27 protein-coding genes are annotated in these 26756 nt (G+C 64.6%); 10 read left to right on the top strand and 17 right to left on the bottom strand.

The annotated features are described in order from the left end of the window. Positions 1-20 precede the first annotated feature (20 nt). Positions 21-482, top strand: coding sequence for a Crp/Fnr family transcriptional regulator (locus JN280_RS10270; RefSeq protein ID WP_202311921.1), 462 nt, complete (start codon positions 21-23; stop codon positions 480-482). A 37-nt stretch (positions 483-519) separates the two neighbouring features. Here JN280_RS10270 and JN280_RS10265 read toward each other — a convergent pair whose 3' ends face one another. From JN280_RS10265 to JN280_RS10205, 13 genes are all read right to left on the bottom strand, one after another. Next, positions 520-1326 (bottom strand): exodeoxyribonuclease III, encoded by an 807-nt coding sequence (locus tag JN280_RS10265; RefSeq protein ID WP_202311920.1) that lies wholly within the window; start codon positions 1324-1326, stop codon positions 520-522. A gap of 102 nt (positions 1327-1428) precedes the next feature. Further along, entirely contained in the window at positions 1429-2118 is a 690-nt protein-coding gene (locus JN280_RS10260; protein WP_202311919.1) for an outer membrane lipoprotein carrier protein LolA, read from the bottom strand. Positions 2119-2273: 155 nt separating this feature from the next. Continuing rightward, on the bottom strand, positions 2274-4892 hold the full coding sequence (locus JN280_RS10255; protein WP_202311918.1) for an FtsK/SpoIIIE family DNA translocase: 2619 nt from the start codon (positions 4890-4892) through the stop codon (positions 2274-2276). Positions 4893-5431: 539 nt separating this feature from the next. Further along, positions 5432-6598, bottom strand: a complete 1167-nt coding sequence (locus JN280_RS10250) for a M24 family metallopeptidase (RefSeq protein ID WP_202314673.1) — start codon at positions 6596-6598, stop codon at positions 5432-5434. 28 nt (positions 6599-6626) lie between these two features. Continuing rightward, positions 6627-7262 carry a GntR family transcriptional regulator gene (locus JN280_RS10245; protein ID WP_202311917.1) on the bottom strand — a complete coding sequence of 212 codons (636 nt, stop codon included), beginning with the start codon at positions 7260-7262 and terminating at the stop codon, positions 6627-6629. Further along, positions 7259-8548 carry a hydantoinase/carbamoylase family amidase gene (locus tag JN280_RS10240; protein WP_202311916.1) on the bottom strand — a complete coding sequence of 430 codons (1290 nt, stop codon included), beginning with the start codon at positions 8546-8548 and terminating at the stop codon, positions 7259-7261. The genes JN280_RS10245 and JN280_RS10240 overlap by 4 nt, the downstream gene beginning before the upstream one ends. After that, the gene (locus JN280_RS10235) at positions 8545-9498 is read right to left on the bottom strand and encodes a hydroxyacid dehydrogenase (RefSeq protein WP_202311914.1); all 954 of its coding nucleotides are present in this window, start codon (positions 9496-9498) and stop codon (positions 8545-8547) included. Before JN280_RS10235 ends, JN280_RS10240 begins: the two co-directional genes overlap by 4 nt. Then, positions 9495-10163, bottom strand: a complete 669-nt coding sequence (locus JN280_RS10230) for a GntR family transcriptional regulator (RefSeq protein WP_202314672.1) — start codon at positions 10161-10163, stop codon at positions 9495-9497. Before JN280_RS10230 ends, JN280_RS10235 begins: the two co-directional genes overlap by 4 nt. A gap of 1 nt (position 10164) precedes the next feature. Continuing rightward, the gene (locus JN280_RS10225; RefSeq protein ID WP_202311912.1) at positions 10165-11220 is read right to left on the bottom strand and encodes a 5-oxoprolinase subunit C family protein; all 1056 of its coding nucleotides are present in this window, start codon (positions 11218-11220) and stop codon (positions 10165-10167) included. Next, positions 11217-11948 carry a 5-oxoprolinase subunit PxpB gene (pxpB, locus tag JN280_RS10220; protein WP_202311910.1) on the bottom strand — a complete coding sequence of 244 codons (732 nt, stop codon included), beginning with the start codon at positions 11946-11948 and terminating at the stop codon, positions 11217-11219. The genes JN280_RS10225 and pxpB overlap by 4 nt, the downstream gene beginning before the upstream one ends. Positions 11949-12021: 73 nt before the next feature. Further along, the gene (locus JN280_RS10215; RefSeq protein WP_202311908.1) at positions 12022-13323 is read right to left on the bottom strand and encodes a TRAP transporter large permease; all 1302 of its coding nucleotides are present in this window, start codon (positions 13321-13323) and stop codon (positions 12022-12024) included. 11 nt (positions 13324-13334) lie between these two features. Next, complete coding sequence (locus JN280_RS10210; protein ID WP_202311906.1) at positions 13335-13868, bottom strand: TRAP transporter small permease subunit; 534 nt, start codon at positions 13866-13868, stop codon at positions 13335-13337. Between the two features lie 98 nt (positions 13869-13966). Further along, positions 13967-14947: a TRAP transporter substrate-binding protein gene (locus JN280_RS10205; RefSeq protein ID WP_202311904.1), complete on the bottom strand. Its 981-nt coding sequence runs from the start codon at positions 14945-14947 to the stop codon at positions 13967-13969. Between the two features lie 179 nt (positions 14948-15126). Here JN280_RS10205 and JN280_RS10200 point away from each other — a divergent pair, with 179 nt between their 5' ends. From JN280_RS10200 to JN280_RS10190, 3 genes are read left to right on the top strand one after another with little or no spacing between them, the layout of a single operon-like run. After that, on the top strand, positions 15127-15897 hold the full coding sequence (locus tag JN280_RS10200; RefSeq protein ID WP_202311902.1) for a LamB/YcsF family protein: 771 nt from the start codon (positions 15127-15129) through the stop codon (positions 15895-15897). An 11-nt stretch (positions 15898-15908) separates the two neighbouring features. Next, complete coding sequence (locus tag JN280_RS10195) at positions 15909-16766, top strand: D-amino-acid transaminase (protein WP_202311901.1); 858 nt, start codon at positions 15909-15911, stop codon at positions 16764-16766. Positions 16767-16777: 11 nt separating this feature from the next. Next, on the top strand, positions 16778-17701 hold the full coding sequence (locus tag JN280_RS10190) for a dihydrodipicolinate synthase family protein (protein WP_202311900.1): 924 nt from the start codon (positions 16778-16780) through the stop codon (positions 17699-17701). 1 nt (position 17702) lies between these two features. Here the strand turns inward: JN280_RS10190 and JN280_RS10185 are convergent, their stop codons facing one another. Then, positions 17703-18572: a LysR substrate-binding domain-containing protein gene (locus JN280_RS10185; RefSeq protein WP_202311899.1), complete on the bottom strand. Its 870-nt coding sequence runs from the start codon at positions 18570-18572 to the stop codon at positions 17703-17705. Positions 18573-18696: 124 nt separating this feature from the next. Here JN280_RS10185 and JN280_RS10180 point away from each other — a divergent pair, with 124 nt between their 5' ends. Genes JN280_RS10180 through JN280_RS10160 form a run of 5 tightly spaced genes read left to right on the top strand, consistent with a single transcriptional unit; the run spans position 18697 to position 23169 of the window. Beyond that, a complete protein-coding gene (locus JN280_RS10180; RefSeq protein ID WP_202311898.1) occupies positions 18697-19914 on the top strand; it encodes a pyridoxal phosphate-dependent aminotransferase in 1218 nt (405 codons plus the stop codon). Next, positions 19911-20339, top strand: coding sequence for a RidA family protein (locus JN280_RS10175; protein WP_202311897.1), 429 nt, complete (start codon positions 19911-19913; stop codon positions 20337-20339). The genes JN280_RS10180 and JN280_RS10175 overlap by 4 nt, the downstream gene beginning before the upstream one ends. 33 nt (positions 20340-20372) lie before the next feature. Beyond that, complete coding sequence (locus JN280_RS10170; RefSeq protein ID WP_202311896.1) at positions 20373-21590, top strand: pyridoxal phosphate-dependent aminotransferase; 1218 nt, start codon at positions 20373-20375, stop codon at positions 21588-21590. Positions 21591-21639: 49 nt separating this feature from the next. Beyond that, positions 21640-22425, top strand: a complete 786-nt coding sequence (locus tag JN280_RS10165; protein ID WP_202311895.1) for an SDR family oxidoreductase — start codon at positions 21640-21642, stop codon at positions 22423-22425. A gap of 24 nt (positions 22426-22449) precedes the next feature. Then, positions 22450-23169, top strand: a complete 720-nt coding sequence (locus JN280_RS10160; RefSeq protein WP_202311893.1) for a ribonuclease activity regulator RraA — start codon at positions 22450-22452, stop codon at positions 23167-23169. A gap of 42 nt (positions 23170-23211) precedes the next feature. On the opposite strand, the gene JN280_RS10155 is transcribed toward JN280_RS10160, so the two are convergent. After that, positions 23212-23379: a hypothetical protein gene (locus JN280_RS10155; protein ID WP_202311891.1), complete on the bottom strand. Its 168-nt coding sequence runs from the start codon at positions 23377-23379 to the stop codon at positions 23212-23214. A 1046-nt stretch (positions 23380-24425) separates the two neighbouring features. On the opposite strand from JN280_RS10155, the gene JN280_RS10150 reads away from it, so the two are divergent. Continuing rightward, positions 24426-24734: a hypothetical protein gene (locus tag JN280_RS10150; protein ID WP_202311889.1), complete on the top strand. Its 309-nt coding sequence runs from the start codon at positions 24426-24428 to the stop codon at positions 24732-24734. Between the two features lie 93 nt (positions 24735-24827). On the opposite strand, the gene JN280_RS10145 is transcribed toward JN280_RS10150, so the two are convergent. Then, positions 24828-26243: an ammonium transporter gene (locus tag JN280_RS10145; protein ID WP_202311887.1), complete on the bottom strand. Its 1416-nt coding sequence runs from the start codon at positions 26241-26243 to the stop codon at positions 24828-24830. A gap of 87 nt (positions 26244-26330) precedes the next feature. Next, positions 26331-26669 (bottom strand): P-II family nitrogen regulator, encoded by a 339-nt coding sequence (locus tag JN280_RS10140; protein WP_202311885.1) that lies wholly within the window; start codon positions 26667-26669, stop codon positions 26331-26333. Between the last annotated feature and the right edge of the window lie 87 nt (positions 26670-26756).

Genomic DNA, 26756 nt, shown 5'->3' with positions numbered 1-26756 from the left:
GCCTGTGAGCCGGGGACATAATGGCGCTGGATGACGACGTCCGCATCCTGTCCGGCGTGGGCCTTTTCGAGGGTTTCACGCAGGAACAGTTACGTTTGCTGGCTTTCGGTGCCGAGAACATGCGGGTTCCGGCCGGCCGCATCCTCTATCGCGAGGGCGATCAGGCCGACTGCGCCTTTGTCGTCGTAAGCGGCGAGGTCGAGCTCTTCCGGGACGTCGAGGGCAAGCGCGTGCCTGCCGGCAAGGCCGGCCCCGGAGTGATCCTTGGCGAATTCGCCCTGATCGCCGATTCGAATCGCCTGACCGACGCGACGGTCGCCTCCGATGCCGAACTCGTCCGGCTGAGCCGCACGCTGTTCCGGCGCATATTGGAGGAATTTCCCGAGATCGCCGTGGCGCTTCACCAGCGCATCGTCGACGAACTGCAGAAGCTGGTCAGCGAGATCGAGAGCCTTGCACCGCGCTTCACGCCCCAAGATTGACGCGTCGCAAGCTGCGAGCCGCAGGCGGCCGGGCCGCTCACTCCCAGGCGAAGCTCGCGATGACGGGCACATGGTCGGACGGCCGGTCCCAGCCGCGCGCCTCGCGCAGGATCTCGACACCGACGAGCGCGTCCTTGATGTTGTCCGAGGACCAGACATGGTCGAGCCGACGGCCGCGGTCGGACGCCTCCCAGTCCTGGGCGCGGTAGCTCCACCAAGTGTAGATCTTCTCCTCCGGCGGCACGCGCATCCGCATAAGGTCGACCCAGCCGGCCGCCATGCGCATGGCTTCGAAGCCCTCGGTCTCGACGGGCGTGTGGCTGACCACCTTGAGCAGTTGCTTGTGCGACCAGACGTCGTTCTCCAGTGGCGCGATGTTCAGGTCCCCGACCAGTATGGAAGCGCTGAAGTCGGGCGTGTCGGCCGTCACCGCCCGCATCTCCTCGACGAATGCGAGCTTGTGCTTGAACTTGGGATTGATCTCCGGATCCGGTTCGTCGCCGCCGGCGGGCACGTAGAAGTTATGCAGCAGCAGCGAATGCCCCCCGGCTTCCACGCGGGTGGCCAGATGGCGGCTGTCGACGATGCCGCAGAACTGTCGTTTCTCGACGATGGAAAGCGGGCGGCGGGAAATCGTCGCGACGCCGTGGTAGCCCTTCTGTCCGTTGAAGGCGAGGTGCTCGTAGCCGAGCCTGCGGAAGGCTGCCGAGGGGAACTGGTCGTCCGGGCATTTGGTTTCCTGCAGGCACAGCACGTCGGGCGCACGCTCCTTCAGGAGGCGCTCCACCAGCGGCATGCGCAGGCGAACGGAATTGATGTTCCACGTGGAGATCGAAAAGGGCATGAGAGAATCCGGCTTGGAAAGGAGCCGGAAACTGCCAGCCTTGGGCGGCAAAGGCAAGGAGAGGCGGCCCGGGTGATGGCCGCGCGCCCCGACGTATCGGCGTCAGCGGTTGGTCCGGCGCCCGGTGCTGGCCGAAACCAGACCGTAGTCGATCTTGAACATGTCGGCGGCGAACTTCACGCCTTCCCTCACGTTGAAGATCATCACCGTCGTGTCCTTGCCCTGGGCGTCGGTGATCGTCCACTGCCGCAGCGCGTTGGTCTTGGGGTCGAACATCATCGTCAGCCTGGAATTGCCGAACACCGACTTGTCGGACAGCTGGATGGTGGTCATGTCGCGTTCTTCCCTGACGCTCGTGACCTTGCTGCCGGACAGATCGATACGATCGTCGAGCAACAGCTTCAGCGGCGTCTTGGACAGTGGATAGAGGTCCCAGGTCTTGAGGCGCTGGTTGTTGAGCACCACCGACTTGCCGTCCGAGATGACGCGGAAGGCGGCCGGGGCATCGTAGTTGAAGCGGATCTTGCCGGGCCGCTCGATGTAGAATTTTCCGCCGGTCTGCTCGCCCTTGGGACCGAACTGGACGAACTCGCCGGTCATGGTGCGCACATTGGAGAAGTGGTCGGCAATGCGTTGAGCCGCGTCGGTCGCAGCCTGTGCCTCGGCGACGGTGGCAAGGCCCGGAACCAGCCCGCCGGCCAGCGACGCGCCGAGCGCGGCCAGCGAGAAGCCGAGGACCTGGCGCCGCGTGGCGAGGAAGGGGGTTCGGTTTTCGTTGCTCATGTGGCTCATCGCTTTCCGTTCTTCTGCGGGATTGCCGCTTGCAGCCTGACTCGGCGCATATCTTCTTTCCGAAACCGCTTCACACTTTCGGCAGACATGCTCTAGGCTTTCAGTTGGGCTTAAGTTTGGCGGGTGCCGCCGGTTCCACGCCGCCCCGGTCATCACTAAAATTTGTCCTCTTCGGTCGGAACCAGGATCTCGCGCTTGCCGGCGTGGTTGGCCGGCCCGACGATGCCTTCCTTTTCCATCCGCTCGATGATCGAGGCGGCGCGGTTGTAGCCGATGCCCAGCCGGCGCTGGATGTAGCTCGTCGAGGCCTTTCCGTCGCGCAGCACGACGGCCACGGCCTGATCGTAGGGATCGTCCGAATCGTCGATATTGCCGCCGCCCGATCCACCGCCACCGCCTGAACGCCCGGCCGGCTCGTCGTCCTCTTCGCCGTCGTCCTCGGTTATGGCGTCGAGATATTCCGGCACGCCCTGCAGCTTTAGATGTGCCACCACCTTCTCAACCTCGTCGTCGGACACGAAGGGCCCGTGCACGCGCTGGATGCGCCCGCCGCCGGCCATATAGAGCATGTCGCCCATGCCGAGCAGCTGTTCGGCGCCCTGCTCGCCGAGGATGGTGCGGCTGTCGATCTTGGACGTCACCTGGAAGGAGATGCGCGTCGGGAAGTTGGCCTTGATCGTGCCGGTGATGACGTCGACTGACGGGCGTTGCGTGGCCATGATGACGTGGATGCCGGCGGCGCGCGCCATCTGCGCGAGGCGCTGCACGGCGCCTTCGATGTCCTTGCCGGCCACCATCATCAGGTCGGCCATCTCGTCGATGATGACGACGATAAAGGGCATCGGCGCGAGATCGAGATCCTCGGTCTCGTAGATCGCCTCTCCGGTCTCGCGGTCGAAGCCGGTCTGCACGGTGCGCGAGATCGTCTCGCCCTTCTGCGCCGCCGCCGCGACGCGCGCGTTGAAGCCGTCGATATTGCGCACGCCCACCTTGGACATCTTGCGGTAGCGGTCCTCCATTTCCCGCACGGTCCATTTCAGCGCGACGACCGCCTTCTTGGGATCGGTGACGACGGGGGTCAGCAGATGCGGGACGCCGTCATAGACGGAAAGCTCCAGCATCTTCGGGTCGATCATGATCAGGCGGCAGTCCTGCGGCGTCATGCGGTAGAGCAGCGACAGGATCATGGTGTTGATGGCGACCGACTTGCCCGAGCCGGTGGTGCCGGCCACCAGCACATGCGGCATCTTGGCGATGTCGGCGATGACGGCCTCGCCATTGATGGTCTTGCCGAGCGCCAGGGCAAGCTTCGCCTTGGTCTGCTCGAAGTCGCGGCTGGCCAGCAGTTCGCGCAGATAGACGGTCTCGCGCTTGGCGTTCGGCAGCTCGATGCCGATGGCATTGCGGCCGGGCACCACGGCCACACGGCAGGCGATCGCGCTCATCGAACGGGCGATGTCGTCGGCGAGGCCGATCACACGCGACGACTTGATGCCGGGCGCCGGCTCCAGCTCGTAGAGCGTGACGACGGGGCCGGGGCGAACATGGATGATCTCGCCCTTGACTCCGAAATCCTCCAGCACGCCTTCCAGCAGCCGCGCATTCTGCTCGAGCGCGTCCTTCGACAGGCTGGGATCGCGGACGACGCTTTTCGGCTCCGACAGGAAGTGCAGCGACGGCATCTCGAAATGCCCGGAGCTTATCAGCGAGGTCTGGGCCTCGCGCTGCACGCGCGCGCCCTGATGGGGACGCGGCGCCGGACTGTCGACCCGAACCCCGGCGGCGCGAAGGATCTCGGCTCCTGCGGCCTGCCGGCGGGCAGGCTGCGGCGAGAAATCATCCTCGTCGTCGAAATCGTCGTCACTGTCGAAGACCGGCTCCCGCGGACCCGTTGGTTCGCGTGACATCGAGAACTCCGGTTCGATGCGATGGCCCGCCGCAACACCCCGGCGCGGCGCCTGCAATTCGAAATCGTCGCCCTCCCCGGTCCGGCCCCGGGCCTGGCGCGAAGAACCACCGAAACCGTCGCTGCCGTGGCCCGGCAAGTGCCTGCGCAAAAAGGCGCGGGCCGAGAGCCACCAATGGGTGACGGCGCCGAGCGCCAGGATGCCCTCGTCCTCGTCGTCATCGTCCTCGTCGAGCACGGCTTCGGCTGTGCGCACCGGCTCGCCCTCGGCGAGCACGGCGCCGAGGCCGCCCGGCCTGTAGAGCAGGCCGGAGCCGAAAGCGAAGAGCCATAGCGCAGGCAATGCGATGACGGCCCCGACGCCGATCGACAGGATACCGCGCGGATAGGTGCCGGTCACCGAGGCCGGTATTTTCAGCACCATGTCGCCGAACACCCCGCCGAGCCCCGTCGGCAGAGGCCAGGTCGGGGGCGGTGTCAGGCAGCCGGCGATCGCCGCGAACAGGATCGAGGCACCGAACCATGCCAAGGCCCGTCGCGGCATACGATCGACGCCGCGCGCCGACACCAGGAAAGCGCCCCAGATCACCGCCGGCACCAGGGCTGCGACGGATGCGAGGCCGTAGAACTGCATGGCGATGTCGGCCAGGACCGCGCCGGGATAGCCCATGGCATTGGTGACCGGGTTGGCGGTGGCATGGCTGAAGCTCGGATCGGCGACATTCCATGTACCCAGCGCCGCCAGCGCGAAGGCAACGAAACCGAACAGCGCGAGGCCCGCCGCGCGCCAGATCTGGCGGCGCGCGAAGGCTTGCAGCCCTCGGCCTTGTCCAGCCAGCGATAATGGCGCTGAAAGCTCTGAGCGCATGCCGAACCCCCGGTCTTGGCAGGGACCACCGGCAGGCCGGTCATGTCCCGAGAATCGCGGACCAGACTATCGGCGGGAAGGTTAAGGCTGCATTAACCATGCGCTTTTTGAACCGCATGTGCCGCAGGGCTTTGAGAGCAGCGCGCTACCACTACGTTCTCGCCCCTTCAGGCGGGCTTGTGCGAAGCGATTGGCCGCCTGCAGTAAGGCCCGGTCATAGACCTGTGCCGTCGTTCTCTTTCCGGAGTGCCCGGCAACCTTGACCGCGTCGTCGGTAGAGGCATCGGCAGCGCCTCCTACCGTAATCCCGGACGCTCGCAGATCTCGCGCCCGCGAGAGTCGGCAGGCGCTGGCGTAGCCATTTTTCTGCGATTTCCTTCTCTACGATCGCTTCCGCGATCTGCCGGTCGCTCGCCAACATGGGCAGATCATCCAGGGTGACGTTCAGGCCGGCGTGCTTCATCCCGCCCCTTGAGATTTTCGCGCCTCTTCACTGGTCGGTGCCTGAAATCCCTTTTGAGCTCAAGATGAAGGGCAGACTACCGAACGGTCATCGTGCGCGGTAAGTCCGACAGAACCTCGATGCCGGTATGAGTAACGATCACAGTCTCCGACGCTCCGACCGTAAAGTTTCCATAGCTGCGCAAGGTGGCGGGCAGATGAAAAACCATGCCCGGTTCAAGTAGCCGGGTCACATGCGAAAACAGCGACAGAATCGCCCCTTCGCCCCAGTCGGGCGCGAAGGCGGCGCCCATCGAATAGCCGATCCGCTTGCGGAAGGCGCTCGAATAGCCGGCGGCATCGATGACCGCCTGGGCCGCCTCGTGTGGCCGGGCACAAGGAATACCAGGTCGCATCGCGGCAAGCGCCGCCTCCAGCGCTCGAAGCGTCGTATCCATCATGCGCGTTGCCTCCGCCGGCGGTTCCCCTATCCAGACGCTGCGCATAAGTGCTGCGTGATAGCGGTCGTGGCTGGCGGCAAGCTCGAGAAAGACAGCATCGCCGTGCTCGATGCGCCGCCGCCGCCACGTGGCATGGGGTACGCCGGAACGAGGCCCCGAGGATACCAAAGGCTCCATCGCCATCGCCTCCGACCCCGCGACAATCGCCGCTGCCGTCATTGCCGCGGTCACATCATTTTCGTTGACCCCGGCGCGGCTCATCTCCAGGGCAGCAGCCATGCCGGTCTGGGCGTAGGTCGCCGCCCGGCGGATGGCCGCGAGTTCGACAGGCGACTTGACGGCCCGCAGATCCTCCACGATACCCGATCCGTCATGGATCCGGACTTCTTTCAGCGCGGCGGCGATGCGCGCTCCGAGCGACAGACTTACGAACCAGCCATTGCGTTCGACGGCCAGGCTTTTCAGCCCGAGTTCAGCCACAAGCCGGCCGAGCGCGGCGGCCGGGTCTTCGCCGTCCTGCCAGGCGCGGATGTCGGACAGCCAAGTCGACGCCCGAGCACCGGTGGTCTCAAGCTGGCGCACCAGCAGAACCGGCTCGCCCGAGGCAGGCACGATCAGCGCCTGGAAGGCAAAATAGCCGGCCGTCTGACGCCCCGTGGCCCAGAAGATGTTCTCCGGTCCGGTTAGCAGCAGCGCATCGGTTCCGAGCGGCGCGAGCGCGGCACGGATACGCTCGATCCGTCCCGCGAACTCTTCGGCGGGGAAAACGGCGTCCATGCCGCGCAGCGGATCTTGCTCTTGCATGCGCAGGTCGTCGAGCATCTGGCGTCTTTCAGCGACTGGACAGCGAGCCGAGCGTTCGCGTCCGCATGTTATCGAAATGGAGCGACATGGCCGCGCGGGCGGCTGCGGGATTGCCGTCGACTATGGCGTCGATGACGGCGATATGCTCCTTCGCCTGATCCGCGAAATTGTCATGCGTGCGGATGATGGTGCTTCGCCGGACTATGGCCCGCTGCTCGGCCAGCAGTTCAGGCAGCAACTCCATCCGGGCGGCAAGGGCAACGCCAAGGTGAAACAGCTCGTCATCGCGCCAGAAATCGTCGAAGGTGGCCTTGCCGTCGTCAAGGTAACGCGTCATGGCCTCGCGCACTTCAAGAAGCGCCGGTGTCGGTCCGAACTCGGCGGCGCGCGCTGCGGCGGATCGTTCGAGGATCTGGCGAAGCTGGACGATTTCGAGCAGTTGTTCGATCGTGATCGCACGCACCAGCAAGGCCCCGTTCGCCAGCCGGTCGATCACGTTTTCTCGCTCCAGTCGGGACATGGCCGATCGCAGCGGCGTGCGGGAAATGCCGAGCCTGTCGGCGAGATCACGTTCCGACAGAATGGTGTTCGGCGCGATCCGGCCCGTAGCGATGTCGTCCTTGATGCTGTGATAGGCGTTTTGGGAAAGTGTTTGCGAGCTCATGGTGTCGCAAGCCCCAGCACCGCAGCGTGCACTGCCTCCACTGCCCGCGCCAGATCGTGCTGATCCATGCCCTCCTCAGGACAGTGGCTGCCGTTCCAGTTGCGGATGAAGACCATGACGCTGTCCCATCCAGCAGTGGTGAAGGCGGCTGCGTCGTGCCCGCCGCCTGACAACATACGGCGCGGATTGTCGCCCAGCCGTGCGGCCCCGCCGGCCACCCAGTCGGCCATTTCGCCTGAAAGGCGGGCCGGCAGACTGCGGCTTTGAACGCCAAGGTCGAAACGGATGCCCGGACGTTCGCTCTCGATCCGGGCGATCTCGGCCCGCAGCTTGCGGTCGGCTGCCTCAAGCGCATCCGGGTCGGCGGAGCGGAGATCGAGACAGAAACCCAGTTCTCCTGCCACCTTTGCCATGGCATGGGCGGGGCTGGCGGCATCGACCTTGCCGAAAGTCACCGTCAGGTCGATACCGTCGGCAAGCATTTGCGCCCATATCCGGTCCATCGCCATGACCAGATCGGAAAACGCCACCACCGCATCGGCGCGGCCCTCGCGTGGTGCTGCGCCCGAATGGGCCCAGGCACCATGCACCCTGGCTGTGCGATAGCGCAGTCCGCCCCGGATCGCGGTGACCACGGCATAAGCTTCCCTCGCATCATGCAGCGTCGGTCCCTGCTCGATATGAAACTCGAGAAATTTCGCCGGAGCGGGCGGGACGGCCCGCATCAGCGCTTCGGGATCATATCCCTGTTCGCGCATGTGATCGGCGAGGCTGCGGCCGGTATCGACGCGTCTGGCCTGAAGATCGGCGCGCTCCAGCCGCCCGAGAGCCGCGCGCGAGCCGATATAGGAGACCGGAAACCACACACTTTCTTCGGCGCGGGTAACGGTGACGACGATATCCATCGGCGGGGTTGCGCCGCCGGCGCGCAGCGCCGCGACCAACGCCAGCGCCCCGGCCACGCCGGCCTGCCCGTCATAGGCGCCACCCTGGCTGACGGTATCGAGATGCGAGCCGGTGTAGAGTGCCGTGGCGGTCGGATCGCTTCCCTTCATGCGGGCGAAGAGATTGCCCGCCGCGTCGCGGCTGACGGCCAGACCGAGAGCGCGGGCCTCGTCCTCGATAACCGCATGGGCCTGACTCTCCAGGTCGCTGTAGGACGGGCGTGTCCAGCCCGGCCCGTCTTCGGAGAGCGCATTCACCCGCGACAGGACGCGGGCAATGGTGTCGCGAACGACCTGGGAAGTGCTGTCCGCTGCGACCTTGCTTGCGGCTGTGCCGTTCATGCGAAAGCGCCCCCCCAGGCTCCGGGATTCAATGTAGTCGCAGGCATCCGCCCAGAAAGGGCGGACACGACATGCCCCGCCGCCGCCTCGGCGACCCGGCGCAGCGCATCGTCCGAAGTCCCACCGAGATGGGGCGTGAAAACGACGTTCTCGAATCCCGCCAGTGGACCTTGCGATGCGTGAGTGGAATAGACGTCGAGCCCGGCCCCGCCAAGATGGCCCGATGCGATCGAGGCCAGCAGCGCTTCCTCATCCACCAGCCCGGCGCGGGCAACATTGACAAGGATCGCTCCCGGCTTCATCGCGGCGAAGGCAGCAGCGTCCATCAGGTTGCGGGTCTCCTCGCGCAGCGGCGTGTGCAGGGAAACCAGATCAGCCTCGGCAAGGCCGGCAGCAAGGCTCGACGCGCGGGCATAGCCGCCCGTCTCGGGCGCGCGGGGAGAGTGAACCACAACGCGCATCCCGAAAGCCTGGTCGAGCATTCGTCCGAAATCGCGCCCGATAGCACCCCAGCCAAGGATAAGCGCTGTCTTGCCGGAAAGCTCGGTGAAGCTGGCGGACTCGCGAAAACCCTTGCGACTATCGCGCGCGGCACGGTCCGCTGCGGGAATCCGGCGCGCCACGGCGATCGCAAGCCCGAGCGCCAGTTCGGCGACCGAGCGGGCGTTGGCGCCCGGAGTATTGGCTACCACGACGCCGGCCCGCGCGGCTGCGGCCTTGTCGACCGGGTCATGGCCGGTTCCGTGCACCACCACCACGCGCAGCCGGTCGCCTGCCTCAAAAGCGCGCGCATCCAGTCCGGCATCGCGCGTGATGACCGCCTCGCAGCCCGCAATATGGAGCGCGACGGTTGCCATGTCGGGAGCCGGACAGAAAACCGGTTCGATCCCGTTCTGCCGGAGCATCGAGAGGCCGGCTTCGTGAATCGGCTGGATGACAAGACACTTCATTTCGTTTCTGCTGTCGTGTCCTGCGGTTGGCCGGGAAGCTCCCGCAAGCGTCCAAGCACTGCGTCGCGTGCATTCTCGAGATGGCGTCGCATCGCCGTTTCGACTGCATCGGCGTCACCGGAACGGACGGCGTCCAGGATCACGAGATGTTCGGCACAGCCTTTCAGAAAGCGGTCCGGCACCTGGGTATGGTCGAAGACGCAGGTACGGCGGCGCAGAGCCTCAACGGTCGAAGCGATGGTCCGATTACCCGCCTCCTGCGCCAGCAAAGCATGGAAATCATCGTCGGTTTGCCAATGCAGATCATCGATCTCCGGACCGGCCGCCATCAATTTCCTGATGCGCGCCTCCATCGCATCGACCTGAGCCGGCGGCAGCCGCACGGCGGAGCGAGCGGTGAATGGCTCCAGTTCAAGGCGAAGGAAGAAAATCTCCTCGATCTCCGCAGCGGTCAGGCTGCGGACGCGCGTGAACCGGCCTTCGGCCGCGGCCAGCCCCTCGCTCTCGATCCGCTTGATCGCTTCGCGGACGGGCGTGCGCGACATGCCGAGCACTTCGCCCAGCGCGGCCTCCTGAAGGGCGTCGCCGGATTTGAGAGCACCCTCGAAGATCATGCCGATGATCCGCCTGTGTGCTTCTCGTGCCAGATTATACGAGCCGCTCATGTCAACCTCCCCCCTGCTGCGACCACACGGGATGTAGGATTTCTTCGGCTGCAAAGATACCGATCAGATCGCATGAGAGAAGATATTCGGAATGCAGATCGCCTTCAGGCTTGGCGACCAGATCCGCGAGCACCGCACGCATATTGCGTTGATGCGCCAACAAGAGTTCCTCTCCCTCGTCGCGGGTTATGATGGCGAAACGCAGCGTGCTGCCTACCGGCATCTGTGCCAGCCGCGCCAGATCGACCGACGCGATGGTGGCAATCTTCGGATAACCGCCGGTCGTCTGGCTTTCCGCGAGAAGAACCAGCGGGAGACCCGAACCGGGCACCTGAACCGAGCCCGGCACTGTGCCGTCGGAGACGATGTCGTGTCCGCCCATTGCCGGCAGTTCGACACCTCCGAGCACCATGGCCATCCGGTCCCGCTGCGGTGTGACGGTGAACTCCTCCTCCGTCAGCCGTGCAATGATCTCAGGCGCGAAGTAATCCTGTTGCGGGCCGAGGATCAGACGAATGGGTCCCTTGCCGCAAGGAATGCTCGCCCCCTGAAGCGGGCTCGCGGGCCGCAGGCATGGACCATCGACGTCATCGAGGCCGAGCGGGAGTATGTCGCCCGTACGCAGGGCACGCCCCTCGATCCCGCCGAGACCGCTGCGCAGATGAGTGGAGCGCGACCCCAGTACGACAGGTGAAGCGATGCCCCCCGAAATGGCCATGTAACCCCAGACCACGCCCTGGGGCACGCCTATGGACAGGGTTTCGCCGGGCAACAGGCGATGACTTTCGCCGGCAGCGACGATCCGGTTGTCGACACGGATGTCGCAGGGTCCGCCTGTGACGGCAAAGCGCAGTGCGCGCGTCGTGCGAAAGCGGCCGCCCGGACCTGCAAATTCCAGAGCCGCCGCTCCGATGTCATTGCCGCAAAGCGCATTGGCCAGCGCCATGGCCGCCGCATCGATCGGGCCGGCGGCCGACACGCCGAGATGACGAAAACCGAAGCGGCCGGCGTCCTGTATGGTCAGCATCGGCCCGGCGGAGAGGACTTCGATGCTCATTGCGCCAGTCCTCCCGTGGTCTCCGGGACAACGATCATTTCGCCCGCGGCGGAGCGCGCGATAAGATCGCGGCTTTCCTCCTCGCCTATGGGGCGGAAGCGGATGCGATCCCCGGCGCGGAACAGGAACGGCTCAGCCCGCTCGGGATCAAATGACTTCACCGGCGTCCAGCCGATAAAACGCCATCCCGACGGGCCAGCCACGGAGTTGATATTGCCCTGCTGGCCGCCTATGCCGATGGCGCCTGCCGGAATGTTCTGCCGGGGCTTCAGCAGGCGCGGCGTATGGAGGATTTCCGGAAGGCCGCCGAGATAGGCAAAACCGGGCGCGAAACCGATCATGTAAATGCGGTATTCCGCACCGGAATGCAGCGCGATAACCTCCTCGGACGACAGGCCCTTCGTCGCGGCCAGTTCGTCAAGGTCCTGCCCGACCTCACCGCCATAAAGGCAAGGCACGATCCACAAGCGTCCTTGGTCTGACACATTGGCAGGATGTTCAAAGGCCTGGAGCAGCCGTTGTTCCAGATCGCCGCCCCTGATCTGCCCAGGATTGTAACGCACGAGCAGCGAGCGATAGGTAGGCACGATCTCCAGCACCCCGGGCAGCGCGCGGGCCGTCAACTCGTCCGCCAATGCAATGACGCACGCATTTGCTTCGGCGTCGATCTTGTCGCCGATCTGCAGCACGAGCGCGGCATCACCGCAGGGAAGAATGGTCGGGGTCATCGGTATTCACAGTATCAGTTCCGTTTGGAGCAGCGACCCTGGGGCCGCCGCGCATCGGCTTGCCGGTCCGCTCTCACTGTCCCCGCACCGTCTGGGGCAGGAACCCGATTATTCCGGGAAAGAGCGCCATGATGAACACAAAGGCCGCCATGATGAAGAAGAACGGCATGGTGGCCCGGGTGATCCGCCCCATGCTGTCGCCTGTCAGGCGCTGGATCACGGTCAGGTTGAAGCCGACCGGCGGCGTGATCTGCGCCATCTCGACAACGATCACGATGAATATGCCGAACCAGATCTTGTCATAGCCCGCCGACAGAGCCAGCGGCAACGTGATCGGCAGGGTCATGACAATGATGCCGAGCCCCTCCATGACCATGCCGAGCAGGACGTAGAAGACCAGCAGCACGACAACCAGCATAAGCGGCGGCATGCCCCAGCTCTGGATCCCGGTGGCGATGAAGCGCGGCACGCCCAGATAGCCGATGACGGTCGACAGGAACATGGCGCCGATCATGATCAGGCCGATCATGGCGCAGCTTTCCGCAGCCTGGCGTGCGGCAATCATCACACCTTTCAGATCCAGAGTACGCTGCGCGAAGCCGATCGCCATCGAAGCGGCCACGCCCACGGCGGCAGCCTCGGTCGGCGAGGCGATGCCGCCATACATGGAGCCCATCACACCCAGGATGAGCAGGATGAGCGGCCCCAGATCCTTGAGTGCGACGAGCTTCTGCCACAATGTCGTGGGATCCGGCGGCTCGCCAACCAGCGATGGATTGAGCCAGGCGCGGATGCCGAGATAGCCCATATAGGAGGCCGCCAGCAGGACACCCGGCACAATGCCGGCGATGAAGAGACGCAGGATCGATTCCTCCGCCATCACCCCATAGATGATCATGATGGTGGAAGGCGGGATCAGGAAGCCCAGCGTTCCTGCCCCGGCTAGGCTGCCAGTGACCAGATCGCGATTGTAGCCCCGGCCGATCAGTTCCTTGGCGGTGATGCGTCCGACCGTGACGGTCGTCGCAGCCGACGATCCGCAGACCGAGGCAAACAGCGTGCAGCCCATTACCGTCAGGTGGCTCAACCGGCCGGGCACGCGCCGAAGCCAGGGCGAGAGGCCCGTGAAAAGCGCTTCGGAAATCCTGGTTCGGAACAGGATCTCGGCCATGAGAATGAACAGCGGCAATGCCAGCAGCTCGGGCGATACGACCGTGTTCCAGGTCTGCTGAGCAATCAGCTTCAGCGACGGCATGTTTGGCCGGAAAAATTCCAGCAGGCCGACGCCAGTGCCGATCAGACCCAGGCCGATCCACAGGCCCGAGCCCAGAAGCAGCGTCATCAGACCGAGAAGGGTGGCAATGATTTTTCCCATCCTCGCGCCCCTTATTCCAGGCCCGGGCCGGTCGCGAGCGCTTCGCCGCACATCAGCCTCAGGAACTGCGCCAGACATTGCAAGGTCAGAAGCACGGCGCCGATGGCGAGCACGGCCTGGGGATAGATCAGCGGTACACGGAAGGCAGTCGCTGCGGTCGAGCCGCGCATTCCCGACAGCCAGGCCATGTCGATCAGCGCCCAGCTCAGCGTCACGCAGATCGCGAAGCCCACCAGACAGGCGAACACCTCAAGCACACGGGCAACAGCGGGAGGAAGCGTCTCGAGAAGCGCCGTGACGCGAACGTGGCTGCCGCCTTTCATCGCGGCGGCGCTGGAGAGCAGAAAGCAGGCACCCATCAGATAACCTGCAAGATCCCACGAGAAATGAAGGGAGATACCCAGGAGGTTCCGGGCGACGATCTCGCCGCCGATGAGGATGAGAATGCAGAGCAGGCTCAGCGCGCCGGTGATGCTGCCCAGATCGGTCAACCGGTCGATCATCGCGATCAGACCATGAAACCGAGGAGAAGAGGAAGATGTCATAACAATAATCCGACCGATAGGCGGCCGCCTGCGTCAACGGCAAGCGACCGGGTTTCGTCCCGGCTGACCCCAAGCCAGCCGGTTTCGGCGAAACAGCCTCAGTCTCTGGCCGTGAGATAGGCGTCGATTATCGGCGCGGCGTCAGGTACGCGCTTCTTGAACTCGTCCCACAACGGCATCGCCTTTTCCATCAGGGCCGCATTCAGCTCCGACGAAGGCGCCGTCACGTCGATGCCATGCTCCTTCAGCACCGCGATCTTCTTGGCATCCTCGGCGCGGCTGTTGAGCCAGAACTGGCCTTCCATCCGCTCGGCAACCGCTTCGATCTTCTTCTGGGTCTCCAGCGGCAGCTCGTTCCAGGCGTCGAGGTTGACGGAAACCATATTGGAGGAAGCCTGCCAGTTGAAAGTGCTCATGTTCTTGGTGAATTCCCAGAATGCACCGTCAACGCCGGAGGAGGACGACGTCGTAACGCCCTTGATGGTTCCGGCTGCGAGCGAAGGAACGACCTCGCCCCATGGCATCTGGATCGGCGTGGCTCCAAGTGCCTCGAAGAAGGACGTGCCATTCGCATCCACGACACGAATGGTCAGGCCCTTCATGTCGTCGAGTGTATTGATCTTGTCAGGCGAATAGACCGCCTGACCCGGCCACGGCACCATGTAGAGAACCTTCTGGTTCATGCTGGCCGCGACTTCCTCCAGCTTGGGCCGATAGAATTTGTGCAGGAGCGCAAGCTCAGGCATCGTCGGCGCGAGGAAAGGCAGCGTCTCAACGCCCAACACCGGAGCCTCACCGACCTGCTGGTTCAGCAGGATATCGGCGATCGGCACGAGCCCGTCACGCACGGCTGCCATGCCTTCCGGGCCCTTGATGCCAAGCGCGCCGCCGGAATGCACGGTGATGACAACCTCGCCGTCGGTCGCTTCCTTGACGCGCTCGGCGAAAGCCATGGCGTTCTGGGTGTGAAAGTTCCCCTCGGGCCAGACGACGGACATGTCCCAGGCTGTTTCGGCGAATGCAGCCGTTGTCGAGATTGCGAACGCGCAGGCAGCGGTGAAAGTAGCAAGTTTTCCCATTTTCATCATGTTCCCTTTGATGTTGCCAGTGGTTGCCAATGTTCTTGTAATTTCGGTACACCACCTGTATCCATTATAAGGCCATCATAATCCCGCCTGTCAATCCGTTGCGGGGAAATGACCTCGGAAAATATGCTAACAAGTTGTAATCAAAAGGCATTCGCTCGAAGGAGGCGGGAATGACCAGAAGAATCGACCTTAACTGCGACATGGGAGAAAGCTTCGGCGCCTATTCGATTGGTGACGATGCCGCGATGCTGAAACTCGTCACGACGGCCAATGTCGCCTGCGGTTTTCATGCCGGCGACCCGGTCGTGATGCGCCGGACGATTCGCATGGCCAAGGAGAACGGGGTGGCCGTTGGCGCGCATCCATCCTTCGCCGATCTCTATGGCTTCGGACGTCGCCGCATCTCTGGCGAGCGGCCGGAGGACCTTGAAACCCAGCTCATTTTCCAGATCGTCGCCATGCAGGGCATGTGCGCGCTGGAAGGCCACCCGATGACCCATGTGAAGACACATGGCGCGCTCGGCAACATGGCGGCGGTCGATCCCGAACTTGCCGCACTCTGTGTCAGTGCGATCCGCGCAGTCGATCCCGGCCTGACTTTCATTACCTTGCCCTATTCCGAGACCTACCGCGCCGCCGAGAAGGCGGGGCTGCCCGTGGCCTGCGAGATCTATGCCGACCGCAGTTACACGGATGAGGGGGAACTGACCCCGCGCGGCCAGCCGGGCGCGGTCATCCACGATCCGAGGCAAAGTCTCGATCAGGTGCTGGAGATGGTGCTCAACGGCCGCATCCCGACGACCGGCGGCAAGACGCTGCCGGTCGAGCCTGAAACGCTTTGCGTCCATGGCGATACGCCTGGCGCGACCGAAATCGCGCGCGCCCTGCGGGCCGCGCTGGAGGACAACGGCGTCGAGATCGCGCCCTTTGCAAAAGCCTGAAGGATAAGGACGTGACACGGATCATCTACATCAACGGCGAGTGGTTGCCGGAGTCCGAAGCCAAGGTCTCGGTTTTCGACCGCGGTTTTCTCATGGCCGACGGTATCTACGAAGTGACCTGCGTGCTCGACGGCAAGCTGGTCGACTATGCCGGCCATGCGGCACGCCTGCAGCGCTCGGCACGCGAACTGGGCATGGTTCTGCCGCTGGACGAGGACGGCCTGCTTGCGGTGCACCGAGAGATCGTGGCGCGCAACGGCATGGATCAGGGAATGATCTATCTCCAGTTGACGCGCGGCGTCGCCGACCGCGATTTCGCCTATCCGCCGGCCGGCACGCCGCCGACTCTGGTACTGTTCACCCAGGCGAAGAACGTGCTGGAGAACCGCGCCGCTGAAGAGGGCATCGCGGTTGCGCTTCTGCCCGACCTGCGCTGGGGCCGGCGCGACATCAAGACGATCCAGCTTCTCTATCCCTGCATGGCCAAGATGGAGGCCAAGGAACGTGGCGCGGACGATGCCTGGCTCGTCGAAGACGGGCATGTCACCGAATCCAGCGCGGCGACATCCCATATCGTCACGGCCGACGATGTCCTGGTCACACGCGATCTTTCACATGCGCTTTTGCCGGGCATCACCCGCGCCTCTGTGCTCGAGCTTGCAGCCGAGCACGGCATCCGCGTTGAGGAACGCCCCTTCACACCAGCCGAGGCAGTGGCGGCGCGCGAGGCCTTCATCACTTCCGCAACCAACTTCGTGGTGCCGGTGGTCCGCATCGACGGCGCAGTCATCGGCGGCGGAAAGCCGGGCGCACTCACACGTGACCTGCGCCGCTACTACATCGAAACGCGCCGCGCCGCGGCGATCTGAGGGGAGAAGACATGGCTCGGAAAATCGATCGTGAAACCAGCGGCGTCTACATCATCGCCGCGACGCCGTTCACCGATCACGGAGCGGTGGATCACGAAAGCCTGCGCCGCCTGGTCGATTTCTATGTCGGACACGGCGTCACCGGCATGACGATCCTCGGCATGATGGGCGAAGCCAACAAGATGACGCCGGAAGAACGCCGCGCCGTCATCGACACGGTCTCCAAGCGCGCAGGCGATGTGCCGGTTGTCGTCGGCGTCTCGGATGCGGGGCTCGGCAATCTCGCCGATCTAGGCCGCTACGCGATGGATCACGGCGCGGCCGGCGTGATGGTCGCTCCCAATGCGGGCCCGGCTCGCGAGGACCGAATCGAAGCCTATTTCCATGCGGTCTGTGATGCGCTCGGCGCAGACGTGCCGGTGGTGTTCCAGGACTTCCCGCTTTCGACCAACCTGCCGGTATCGCCCGGCCTGATCCGGCGCCTTTCGGCAGCCCGTGCACAGATCGTCATGCTCAAGCATGAGGATTGGCCGGGTTTGACCAAAATCACGCAGTTGCGCGAGCAGGAGCAAACGCCTGGCGTGGCGCGGCTGTCGATCCTCGTCGGCAATGGCGGGCTCTATCTGCCGCAGGAATTGCAGCGCGGAGCAGACGGCGCGATGACCGGATTCGCCTTTCCCGAGGCGCTGGTGAAGACGGTGGCGCTGCATCGCGCCGGCAAGGCAGACGAAGCCGAGGATCTGTTTGACCGCTACCTTCCGATCCTGCGTCACGAGCAGCAGCCCGGATTCGGTCTCGCGGTGCGCAAATATATACTGATGCGGCGCGGCGCGATCGCCTCGGCCGCGACCCGCGCGCCGGGACCGAAGCTTTCGGCAGTTGACATTGCTGAAGTCGAAAGGCTGATGGCGCGGCTGGAAATCCGGCTGGCCTGACTTACTCCGCGGACTCGCCGCCGCAAATATCGACGAAGGCCCGCACGGCCGCGATCCGCGCGCCGGACCGGTTCCAGAGAACGCCGGTCTGGCGCACGCCGCCTTTTGGCAGATGGCGCTTCTGCAATTTCAGGCCCTCCGGCCATGGCGGCGCCCAGTCCGGCACGATGGCTACGCCAAGCCCGCGGCTCACAAGTGCCGCGATCGCGTCGAGCGCATCGAGTTCCAGCCATTCCCGCACGCTCAGCGAATGCTCGCGCAGGTATCGATCGACGATCTGTCCGCCCCACTGGTTGCGGTCATAGCGGATGAAGGGATGGTGCGCGATCACCGCGTGGAGATCGCCCAGTTCCGTCTTCTCGGGCGCGATCAGCACCAGAGGTTCTTCCCGGAGCGTCAGCCAGCCGGTCGATTTCGGGATCGGGAACTGCGGCTGCACGATCACGGCAGCGTCGAGTTCCCCCGCCAGAACACCGTGATAGAGATCGACCGATGAATCCGGCCGGATGAAATATTCGATCCTCGGATGGCGCGCCCTCAACCGCGAGATGATATCGGGCAAAAGCCCTGTCAGCGATGTCGCGGTCGCACCGAGCCGGAGCAGACCGGCGGGCTCGTCATTGGCTGCGATGGCGCGCAGGTCGCGCGCACTCTCGATCAGGTTGCGGGCATGTCGCAGCACTGCCAGGCCCGAGGCGGTCGGGCGCACCGTGCGCCCTACGCGTGTCACAAGCGAATGACCGAGATCCTGTTCCAGCGTGCGCAGACGCTGCGCCAATGCGGCGGGCGTCACGTTCAGCCGGCGCGCCGCCTCGGCGATTGAGCCATAATCCGCGACCGTGACGAAACTTTCGAGAAAACGAATGTCCATAAGATAGTTTTTCTATCTTCTAAAACTACAAAAGACCAGATTTTGTCGTTTCTTTTCGGCGCATAAAGTCGCCGCCGCGACGGACGCCGGTCCGCCCATACACGCCTTTCCCCGAGGAACCGGAATGTCGATCGAAGCCAAATTCAAGAAGCTGGGCACGGACAATGCGCCCGGCCAGGAAGTCCGACAGCAGACATCGGACATCGAAAGCCTGCTGCGCGGCGCGGCGATCGAAGGGCGTCCGGTCGATTTCTCGCATGGCGACGTTGACGCACATGAGCCGACGCCCGGCTCCTTCGAATTGTTTTCGGCCGGCGTCGCGCTCGGAGGCGCGCAGGCCTATACCGAATATCGCGGCGACATCGGCATTCGCGAACTGGTCGCCGGGCGGTTAGCCGCCTTCACCGGCGCGCCTGTCGATGGCCGCGACGGCATGATCATCACGCCCGGCACGCAAGGCGCGTTGTTCCTCGCCGTGGCGGCAACCGTGTCACGCGGCGACAAGGTCGCCATCGTTCAGCCGGATTACTTCGCCAATCGCAAGCTTGTAGGGTTCTTCGAGGGCGAGATGCTCCCGGTCCAACTCGACTATGTGAGCGCTGATGAAAGCCGCGCCGGGCTCGACCTCAGCGGGCTCGAAGACGCCTTCAAGGCGGGGGCGAAGGTCTTCCTCTTCTCCAACCCGAACAATCCAGCAGGCGTTGTCTACTCCGCCGAGGAAGTCAGGCAGATCGCGGCGCTGGCCGGTAAATACGGCGCGACCGTCATCGCCGACCAGCTCTATTCGCGCCTGCACTATGTGCGCGTCACCTACACGCATCTGCGCGCGCAGGCGATCAACGCGGAAAACGTCGTCACCATCATGGGGCCGTCCAAGACGGAATCGCTCTCCGGCTACCGCCTCGGCGTGGCCTTCGGATCGAAATCCGTCATCGCTCGCATGGAAAAATTGCAGGCCATCGTCAGCCTCCGCGCGGCAGGCTATTCGCAGGCGGTTCTGCGGAGCTGGTTCGACGAGCCGGAAGGCTGGATGGACGACCGCATCCGCCAGCATCAGGCCATCCGCGACGATCTGCTCAAGGTCCTGCGTGGCATCGAGGGGGCTTTCGCCCGCGCACCGCAGGCCGGCAGCTATCTCTTCCCGCGCCTTCCCGCGCTTTCCGTCTCCCACGCCGATTTCGTGAAGATCCTCCGCCTTCAGGCCGGCGTGATCGTAACGCCGGGAACCGAATTCAGCCCGCATACCGGCGACAGCGTGCGGCTGAACTTCTCGCAGGATCATCTGGCCGCCGTTGCGGCGGTGGAGCGTCTGGCCTCGCTGGTCGAAAGGTATCGCGCATGAGCGCCTCTCTGCATGGCCAGCCCGTGCCGCAGGGCGACTATATTCCTGCCAAACGGCACGGCGGTCTGATCTTCACCTCGGGCATGACGCCGCGCCGGAACGGCAAACTGATGTTCACGGGTCCGGTGCGCGCCGACGTGTCGGTCGAGGATTATCGCGACGCGGTGGTTCTGGCCTGCGCCAACGCGCTTGCCGCCGCCCGCGGCATGCTCGGCGAGGGTGAGCACATCGCCGCGATCCTCAGCCTTACCGTCTATTTCGCGGCCGAGCCAGGCTTCATCGCTCATTCGAAGCTTGCGGATTTCGCCTCGCAGCATCTCCGCTCCGAGCTGGGACCGGAGGGCATCGGCAGCCGTGCCGCCGTCGGTGTCACGACACTTCCCGGCAATGCGCCGGTCGAAATCCAGTTGATCGCCGCAATCTGATGCGGCCCACTCCTAGGGAAGCATGAGAACGACATGACCTCCAATTCGGCGCCACGCCTCTCCTCGCGTCTTCAGGCAGTTCAGCCTTCGCCCACCATCGCCATGACCCGGCTCGCAGCCGAACTGCGCGGCCAGGGCAAGGAGATCATCGGTCTGTCGCAGGGCGAACCCGATTTCGATACGCCGGAGCATATCCAGGTGGCGGGACAGGCAGCGATCGCAGCGGGGAAGACCCGCTACACCGATGTCGACGGCACGCCCGAGCTGAAGCAGGCAGTGGCCGCGAAATTCCTGCGGGAGAACAGCCTGAGCTACGGGCTCGACCAGGTCAGCGTCGGTACCGGCGGCAAGCAGGTGCTCTACAACGCGCTGCTGGCCACGCTGGACGAGGGCGACGAGGTGATCGTCCCAGCGCCCTACTGGGTTTCCTATCCGGACATGGTGCGTCTTGCTGGCGGCGTGCCTGTCACCGTGCCCTGTCCCGAGGAAGACAATTTCCTGCTGACGGCGAAGGCGCTGCGCGCCGCGATAACGCGGCGCACCAAATGGCTGATCCTCAATTCACCGTCGAACCCGACCGGCGCCGGTTATTCGGCCGCGCATCTCAAGTCACTGGCCGAGGTGCTGCTGGAATTCCCCCGCATCCTCGTCATGACCGACGACATGTACGAGCATATCCGCTATGACGGATGGGAATTCGCGACCATTGCCGCCGTCGAGCCCCAGTTCATGGACCGCACTCTGACCTGCAACGGCGTGTCGAAGGCCTATTCAATGACGGGCTGGCGCATCGGCTTTGCCGGCGGCCCGGCAGATATCATCAAGGCCATGGCCACCTTGCAGTCGCAAAGCACCTCGAACCCGAGTTCGGTGAGCCAGGCGGCGGCGGTCGCGGCGCTGAACGGGCCGATGGATTTCCTGTCCGCCCGCAACGAAACCTTCCGCCAGCGGCGTGACCTCTGCCTCGAGGCTTTCAATTCCATTGAGGGGTTGAGCTGCATCAAGCCGGTCGGGGCTTTCTATCTCTTCCCCTCCTGCGCCGGGATGATCGGCCGCAAGCGCCCGGACGGAAAGATCATCGCGACCGATACGGATTTCGTCATGTGGCTGCTTGAGGAAGCCGGCGTCGCCGCCGTGCCCGGCAGCGCTTTCGGGCTTGCTCCCTATTTCCGCATCTCCTTCGCCACGGCGACCGAGAAGCTGGAAGCGGCCTGCACCCGCATCAGGTCGGCTTGCGACAGGCTGTCGTGAGATCGAGCCGCCCCAAACCCGACAACACTGACAAGGAACGGATTAGGTGATGGATCTTGGAATCAGGGGAAAGACGGCATTGGTTCTGGGCGCGGGCGGCGGCCTCGGCGGCGCCATCGCGCAGGCGCTCGCGCGCGAAGGCGTCAAGGTCGCACTCGGCGACATAGATCTCGCGGCGGCAGAGACCACGGCAACGGTGATCCGTGCTCAGGGTGGCGTTGCACTCGCCCTTGAATGGGATCTCGGCGACCTTGCCGTGATCGAGCCGAACGTTGCCCGGATCGAGGCGGAGCTTGGAGACGTGGACATTCTCGTCAACAACACGGGCGGGCCGAAGCCCTCCACTGTGTCGGGCCAGGACGCCGCTCTGTGGCGGCAGAGCTTCGAGGCCATGGTCCTGTCCGTGATTGCGATCACCGACCGGGTGCTGCCCGGCATGCGTGAGCGTAAATGGGGACGCATCATCACCTCCACTTCCTCGGGCGTGGTCGCGCCGATCCCCAATCTCGGCCTTTCCAATTCGCTGCGCGTTGCGCTTGTGGGCTGGTCCAAGACGCTCGCGCGCGAGGTGGGCCGCGACGGTATCACAGCCAACATCATCCTGCCGGGCCGCATCGCCACGTCGCGCATCACCTTCCTGGACAAGCAGAAAGCCGAACGCGAAAACCGCAGCGTTGCGGAAGTGGCCGCCGAGAGCGTCGCCGCCATCCCCGTCGGGCGCTATGGCCAGCCCGAAGAATATGCCGACGCCGTCACCTTCCTTGCCAGCACGCGCGCGGCCTATATCACCGGCAGCACCGTGCGCGTGGATGGCGGCCTGATCGCCAGCATCTGATGCCGAATTCCCGAGGAGACATTCATGACCGTCGATACAAACAATGATCAGGCACTCATCGAGGCCTTGTCCAAGGTAACCACGGCGACCCTGACCACGGTGCTGCTCAAGAAGGGCCTGCGCAATGTCTGGCTGCGGGGGGCGGCACCGCTCAACCCCGGCCAGCCGCGTATCGTCGGCCGCGCCTTTACGCTGCGCTTCGTGCCCGCGCGCGAGGATCTGGCAACGCCGGCGAGCTGGTCCTCGCCGATCTCGACCCGCGCCGCGATCGAAGCCATGCCCGAGGGCTGCGTCGCCGTGGTCGATGCGATGGGCGTCACCGACGCAGGCATCTTCGGCGACATCCTTTGCGCGCGCATGCGGAAGCGCGGCGTGGCCGCGCTGGTGACTGACGGTGTCGTGCGCGACGTGGCGGGCGTGCGCGCCACCGGCCTGCCGGTCTGGTGCAGCGGTGTCGCTGCTCCGCCTTCGGTGGCGGGCCTCACCTTCGTCAACTGGCAAGAGCCGATCGGCTGCGGCGGCGTGGCCGTCTTCCCCGGCGACATGATCGTGATCGACGATGACGGCGCGGTGCTGATCCCCGCCGACCTGGTCGAAGCGGTGACCGAAGAGTCCATCGAGCAGGAGCGGCTGGAAGGCTGGATCATGAGCCGGGTGGACGAAGGCGTGGCGCTACCAGGTCTTTATCCGCCGAACGAGGAGAACAAGGCGCGCTACGCCGCCTTCAAGGCCCAGGTTAGGTAGCAATCCAGCTCAAACGCCCCCGCAGGTTCGAAGGTCGTTCGATTATTGTTCCTTGAGCGCAACTTCTGCGTCGCGCTCGAGAATGAGGCTCATGACCTCCGCGACTTCCTTGAGCAAACGACGGATTTCGTCGTGTGTGAGCACTTCGACGTGGTCGGCGGCATCCATCACGTTGACCAGGAGATCGACGCCGCGTTGATGAAGTTGCATGGCACCTCTCCATCGCAATCACGATATTCGGACGGAATACTCACACCATTCCTGACGCCCGACAAGCGCATGGATGCTTGAGTTCCGGAGGGCGCCGGCTGGTCGGAGGGGTAGCGCTGACGATAGCGGCTCCGCCGCTCAAGGAGCCCGGAACCAGAAGCGTCACAGCCGGTTGACTCGATCGAAACCGGAGTACTGGCGATGCCCGACAAGACTGCCTACGAACTCGGCGCTCGCAAACTCATGGCCGCGAGTGGTCCTGACCCGCGAGACGATTTTTCTCAGGAAGCCGCGGAAAACCGCAAGCCGCGGCTTAGCCGCCGTCGGGGCACAAGGCGCACCCTCCTCGCGACACCAGAGAGGCGCCGCCGCCTAGCCCGGATGGCGCGTCCAAGACGGCGAAGCCGCCGCTCAAATCCAAAGCCGCTGCCTGAGGTGCCAGCCAAGGTGCTCCGGCTGACGATCCCTGGAGCGTGTCGCCACGCGACGAGGTCGAGAAGTCCCTCAAAGGCGCCGTGGGCGACGCGTTCAGGCGGCACGGCAATTGTCCTGTTGCCCGATCGGTCGAGCAATCGATGGCGGAGCCCCTTTGCACGGATCATCGGGAAGACGGGAAAGCGATTGCCCGGAAGCGGCCAGCCGCAAGCCGGCCCCTTGGTCATGCGCGCCGGCATTGCACCGGCATGGTCTCGCGGCTCGCCCACCTTCCAAAGTCGCCTACCGGAGAGTCGACTGCTCCGATTGGCGGAGGATACCTGATCATAAGGGGTAGGCCTTAAGCTTCCGCTAGGTCACGCTGAATTCACGCTGCCGACCTAGTCTCTGTCTCACGACCTGCTGTCCTCCCCAACCCGGCAGGTCGTGAAGGCCGCCCGGGATGAGCCGGGCGGCTTTCTCCGCTTTTCTCCCCCGCAAGACTTACAGGCCCGGCATCTCTTCCGGTCATCGCCCAGCGGTGGCAATTGCCCGGCGCCGCAGTGACAAGGCATTGCGCGTGCAATCGTTTTTCGCGCATGATCGGCGCTCTTGAGTACGGACCTTGATGTATGAAGCCGTTTCTGCCTGTCGCGATTTTTCTCTCATTCACCGTTTTCGATGCAGCCGCCGCGTCACGCTACGACGTCACGCAGATGACCTGCGCGCAGGTGCAGGCACGCATCGCAGCCGACGGCTTGGCGATCCTCAGTTATCGTTCGTCCCGCGTACTCGGCTTGCCGATCTACGATCACTATGCCAGCGGCCAGCAATACTGCCCTGACGGCAGCGTGCTTTCCCCAGCCGGCGTCCCGACTTCGGATATGAAATATTGCCCGGTGAAAAGGTGCTTCTCCTCGTCGAGGTTCGTCGCGCGCTGAGTTGCCGACAAAAAAGAACCCGGCCGAAGCCGGGTCAGGGAGGATAATTGAAGGACAGGGCGGCGGTTGGGTCGCCGCCCCGTCGATGGACGATCAGTTGTAGGCGCGTTCGCCATGCGACGTGATGTCGAGCCCTTCGCGCTCGCCGGCCTCAGGCAGCCGAAGGCCCATCACCGCCTTCACGATCTGCAGCGCCACGAAGGCGACGACCGCCGACCAGACGACGGCGACGATGACCGCCCAGAACTGCGTGCCGAACTGCCCCGCGATCGAGTAGTCCTCCGCGCCGGGTCCGAAGCCGCCGAGGGCGGGCGCCGCGACGATCGCGGTGCCCAGCGCCCCGACGATGCCGCCGACGCCGTGGATGCCGAAGACGTCGAGCGAATCGTCGTATTTCAGCATCGGCTTCAGCGAGACCACCGCCCACAGGCAGACCGCACCGGCCACCGCGCCGAGCAGGATCGCGCCGCCGGTGCCGGCGAGGCCGGCTGCGGGCGTGATCGCGACGAGGCCGGCGACGGCGCCCGAAGCCGCACCCAAGAGGCTCGCATGGCCGCGGGTGATTCGCTCGACGATCGACCAGGCAAGGGCTGCGGCCGACGTAGCGGTGATCGTGTTGAGCAGCGCCTGCGCGGTCAGGCCGTTGGCTTCGAGGTTGGAGCCGGCATTGAAGCCGAACCAGCCGACCCACAGCAGGCAGGCGCCGATCAGCGTGAACGTCAGGTTATGCGGGGCCATGTTCTCCTTCAGGAAGCCGACACGCGGGCCGACCACCAGCGCCGCTACGAGGCCGGCGACACCGGAATTGATGTGCACGACCGTGCCGCCGGCGAAATCGAGCGCGCCGATGCCGAAGAGATAGCCCGTGGGCGCCGTGGCCGCGCTCGGGCCGCCCCACCACCAGACCATATGGGCGATCGGCAGATAGGCAAAGGTGAACCACAGCGCCAGGAAGAACATCACCGAACCGAAGCGCATGCGTTCGGCGACCGCGCCGATGATGAGCGCCGGCGTGATGGCCGCGAAGGTGAGCTGGAACACGACGAAGGTGAGTTCCGGGATGAAGACACCCTCCGAGAAGGTCTCGGCCAGGGACGACGGTCCGACGCCCGCCAGGAAGACCTTGCTCAGGCCGCCGATGAAGGGGGTCAGCGCGGTCGCTTCCTCGGCCGTGCCGGCGCCGGTGAAGGCGAGCGAATAGCCGTAGGCGACCCACAGAAGCGCGATCATGGCAAAGCCGGCGAACACCTGCATCAGCACCGACAGCACATTCTTGGCACGAACCAGGCCGCCGTAGAAGAGGGCGAGGCCCGGAATGGTCATCAGGATGACGAGGATGGTCGAGACCAGCATCCAGGCCGTGTCGCCCTTGTCGGGGACCGGCGCCGCTGCGGCGGCCGGCGCAGCCTCCTGGGCGAAGGCGGTGACGGTGCCGAGCACCCCAAGAAAGAACAGGCCCGCAAGGGCGGTCCGCGCCGGCGGCGCGAAAGGTGAAGCATCTAATCTCATCGATATCTCCATGAAGGCGGAATGGCGGCTGCCGCATCGGCCCGGAGCGGACATCCGCCTCGGGAAGTCCGGCGCGGAAACAGCAAGCTAGAGGGCGTCGGTATCGGTTTCGCCGGTGCGGATGCGCACCGCCTGGTCGATCCCGAAGACGAAGATCTTCCCGTCGCCGATCTGTCCGGTCTTGGCGGCGTTGGTGATCGCCTCGACGGCCTTGTCGACGAGGTCGGCGGCGACGGCGACCTCGATCTTGAGTTTTGGCAGGAAGCTCACGGCATATTCGGCGCCGCGGTAGATCTCCGTATGGCCCTTCTGGCGGCCGTAGCCTTTCACTTCGGTGACGGTCAGGCCCTGGATCCCGACGGCGGTGAGCGCCTCGCGCACCTCGTCGAGCTTGAACGGCTTGATGATTGCCATCACGATTTTCATTGGTTCACCCTTGTTGTTCTGCGGGTCCCGCGATTGGTCGTGGCATCTCCGACCACCCGAAGGCGACGGAGCGTGCAACAAGGGATT

Origin of the sequence: Mesorhizobium sp. L-8-10, assembly GCF_016756635.1 — a bacterium.
Classification (GTDB): Bacteria; Pseudomonadota; Alphaproteobacteria; order Rhizobiales; family Rhizobiaceae.
This window is presented reverse-complemented; position numbering and strand designations above follow the sequence as displayed.